Below are 3,459 nucleotides of genomic sequence, written 5' to 3'. Positions count from 1 at the left end.
TTAGGCGTGAGCTACCCGTTGGACTTTGGGGAAAAGGGCGTTTATTGTTCCTATTCTCCGGAGAACCCTAGGTTGAGCAGCCCGCCCACTCAGCACCCGAGGCAGCCCCCATGACCGAACGCATCCTCGTCTTCTACGGCTCCTACCGGTCCGACCGCATGGGCATCCGCCTGGCCCAGTACTGCGTGCGCGCACTCAATGCGCGCGGCGTGGACGCCGAGCTCATCGACGCCAAGGCTGTGGACCTGCCGATGCTGGACCGCATGTACAAGGAGTATCCCAAGGGCCAGGCGCCGGCGGTGATGGAGGCGCTGGCCGCGAAGATCCGCATGGCCGACGGCTTCCTGTTCGTCGCCGGCGAATACAACTGGGGCATGCAGCCAGGCCTGAAGAACCTGACCGACCATTTCCTGGAGGAATGGTTCTGGCGTCCGGCCGGCATCGTCAGCTATTCGGCCGGGCGCCTCTCCGGCGCGCGTTCCAACGTGGCCTGGCACGGCACGCTGTCGGAGATGGGCATGGTGGTAATCTCCAGCACCGTGACCGTCGGGCCGATCGGCGAGGCCGTGGATCAGGAAGGCCGCCCGATCAAGGAAGCCGGCCAGGCGCTGGAAAAGAGCTTCGCCCGCTTCGCCGACGACTTGGCCTGGTGGACCCAGGCCGCGCGCATGCAGAGGGAGCGCAAGGCGCCCCCGTACTGAGCCAGCGCGTACGGGGGCGTCCGGGTGCTTACAGGCTTTTTACGCTTGTTTACCATCGAGTGGGAGTGACCGGCACTGGCTGGCATCACAGCTGAGGTTTCAAGATTCTACAAAAATACAGTATCGCAAGGATGCGGACCCTGCCCCACGCGGCGGTGGCCAGGACGGCTACCCGGGAGAGGGGTGCTGGTCGTTACCAGCGCCACCGGCCCGAACAAACCCTGCGCTATCGAATCGTCGAAGAATACTATCCGGCGTTCGCTGCCCATTTGGCGGAGCGAGGCAGGGTACTGCCAGCGTATGTCCAGCGTGAATTCGACGACTACCTTAAATGCGACCGTCTGGAATACGGCTTTCTGCGGGTGCGTTGTGCGTCGTGCCACGTCGAGCATCTGGTTGGGTTCAGCTGCAAATGCCGTGGCTTCTGCCCCGGTTGCGGGGCGCGACGCATGGCCGAAAGTGCGGCGCTGCTGGTCGATGAAGTCCTGCTCGAACAGCCCATTCGCCAACGGGTCTTGAGCTTCCCTTTTCCTTTGCGTTTCCGCCGTTATTCTTGTCTTTGCCGTTGGCCATGTGTGTTCCCGTGGTTCCTTGATTCTTGTCTGGCGCGGAGCGATGTCCAGGAGTGAGGGCAGAAGCGATCTGTGGTGGTCTGCAAGGCGATCCACCAGCCAGAACCGCACATGGGAATGAAGCCTCATTGGGAAGGATGCCGATGGGCGCTGTGACGCGTTCTCATGAGCAGCCCAAGCAGGGCCACCACGCAGAACAGCGCACCGGCATAGAAGGTGAAGGATGCGCCGAGTTGATCCCACAGCAGTCCTGCGATCGCACTGGCAATCAGCATGGCCACACCGCTGATCAGATTGAACACCCCGTAGGCGGTGCCGCGCAGGTCGGCAGGGGCGGTGTCGGCCACCATCGTGGCCAGCAATCCCTGGGTCATGCCCAGATGCACACCCCACAGCGCGACGCCGGCCAGGACCGTGGTCCAGTGGTCATTGGTGGCCAGCACCAGATCGGCGCAGATGAGCGCCACCAGGCCCCAGGCCAACAAGGTCTTGTGGCTCATTCGATCCGAGAGCTTGCCGAACGGGTAGGCCGCGCCCGCGTAGACCAGATTCATGGCGACCATCACCAGCGGCACAAGGGCCACGGGAATGCCGCCCTGCTGGGCACGCAGTACCAGGAATGCCTCACTGAACCTGGCCAGGGTGAACACCGCACCGACGGCGACCACCGCCCAGTACGAGGCACTGAGCCGAACGATGTTGGCGCGGCGGATCGGATTGGTTTTCTTTTCTTGCAGATGTCGCGCCGGCTCGCGGACTGCAAATACCAGCAGCAGCACAGCGAGCGCGCCAGGGATGACCGCCACCCAGAACACGGCACGGAAATCGTTGGCCCACAGCAGCATCAGGCCAACGCCCAGCAATGGACCGACGAACGCGCCGACCGTATCCAGCGATTGCCGCAGTCCGAAAGCGGCGCCGCGGACGTCGCCGGGGGTGATGTCGGCGATGAGCGCATCACGCGGTGCGCCGCGGATCCCCTTGCCGATCCGATCGACAAAGCGTGCGGCCAGCACCATGCCGACGGACGAGGCCACGGCAAACAGGGGTTTGGTCAGCGCACCCAGCGCGTAACCGGCCACCGCCAGGCCCTTGCGCTTGCCCAGGTAATCGCTCAGTACGCCGGAAAAGACCTTCGCAATGAGCGCAGTCGATTCCGCCACGCCCTCGATCAGGCCCACGGTCAATGCGCTTGCCCCGAGAACCCCCACCATGAACAGCGGCAGCAGGCTGTGAATCATCTCCGACGAGATATCCATCAGCAGGCTGACAAAGCCGAGCGCCCACACACTGGCGGGTACCTTGCTGAAAGACGGCCTGGCATTGTTGCTCATGGGCGAAAGCGCTCCTCAGGGTTCACGACCAGGCTCCGGTCATGCTGAATCGTATGGCGCCAGCGGAAGCGATCTGACGGATGGCGAGAATGGGGTTCATCGTAGCTGTCCATTTGTTGATCTGTCCGCAGGCCATCCATCGCCAGGGCGAACAGCCTCGCGCCGAAGGCGCCCGACGTATCACTGCAGCCCATTGTCCACGCTTGCGGCCCCGGTGGTTGCTCCGCTTGGCCGATGCTGACCGATCTGCGACCCAGTCGCTCGATCCGTCGGCGAGCAGATTCTGGCCAAACTGGAGAGCCAGCGGAACCGGGCGCCGGTGATGCGTGTGCTGTCCGAGCGCGTCCCCACGTGCCCGCATTGCTAGGACGCTGCATCGTTGGTCAGGTCAAGCAATAGCGTCCGCTTCCTCTGCTGCCGATGCTGCGGGAGATGCCCAGTCCGCTGGCCGGGCGGCCTGGTCCGCTCTGCGCCATCGGAACCGGTGGCTGCATCAGGCTGAGGTGGGCGCACACCATCGCCCACCGGGTTGGGCGTTTCCTCGAACGGCAGGGATGGTTGGAACGGGACGCCGAGAACCGCTATCTCGCCTCGGATGCGGTGGATGAAGATCACATGACTCAATTGCTGGGGCATCCGATAGCCTACCGCATCGCCGTGGTGCCACAAGCAGGTCGCAAGGTATCTACATTGCAGACTTTGCCGGCCTGCGTTCCGGAGGATCAGTTCGGTGACACGCCGGGCTTGGTGGCCGGGTTCAGTTTGCATGCCGGCGTGGCGGCCAGGGCCCATGAACGGAAGAAGCTGGAACGACTATGTCGTTACATCAGCCGACCGGCGGTCTCGGAAAGA

2 protein-coding genes and 2 pseudogenes are annotated in these 3,459 nt (G+C 63.6%); 3 read left to right on the top strand and 1 reads right to left on the bottom strand.

Features of this window, described 5'->3' with window-relative positions; genetic code table 11:
* Window positions 1–110 precede the first annotated feature (110 nt).
* Together NA637_RS24280 and NA637_RS24275 are read left to right on the top strand one after the other, a co-directional pair.
* Window positions 111–701, top strand: a complete 591-nt coding sequence (locus NA637_RS24280; RefSeq protein ID WP_256075086.1) for an NADPH-dependent FMN reductase — start codon at window positions 111–113, stop codon at window positions 699–701.
* A 140-nt stretch (window positions 702–841) separates the two neighbouring features.
* A pseudogene (locus NA637_RS24275) lies at window positions 842–1,243 on the top strand (transposase zinc-binding domain-containing protein); the annotation flags it as partial.
* A 155-nt stretch (window positions 1,244–1,398) separates the two neighbouring features.
* Here NA637_RS24275 and NA637_RS24270 read toward each other — a convergent pair.
* Complete coding sequence (locus NA637_RS24270; protein ID WP_256075085.1) at window positions 1,399–2,607, bottom strand: MFS transporter; 1,209 nt, start codon at window positions 2,605–2,607, stop codon at window positions 1,399–1,401.
* Window positions 2,608–3,093: 486 nt separating this feature from the next.
* On the opposite strand from NA637_RS24270, the pseudogene NA637_RS24265 reads away from it, so the two are divergent.
* A pseudogene (locus tag NA637_RS24265) lies at window positions 3,094–3,459 on the top strand (transposase); the annotation flags it as partial.

This window comes from Stutzerimonas stutzeri, assembly GCF_024448935.1.
GTDB lineage: Bacteria > Pseudomonadota > Gammaproteobacteria > Pseudomonadales > Pseudomonadaceae > Stutzerimonas > Stutzerimonas stutzeri_AO.
The sequence above is the reverse complement of the archived record's forward strand: the minus strand, read 5'-3'. Positions and strand labels throughout refer to the sequence as shown.

Coding starts and splice junctions, on each gene's coding strand:
- NA637_RS24280 (WP_256075086.1), top strand. CDS start 111: ATGACCGAACGCATCCTCGTCTTCTACGGCTCCTACCGGTCCGACCGC.
- NA637_RS24270 (WP_256075085.1), bottom strand. CDS start 2,607: ATGAGCAACAATGCCAGGCCGTCTTTCAGCAAGGTACCCGCCAGTGTG.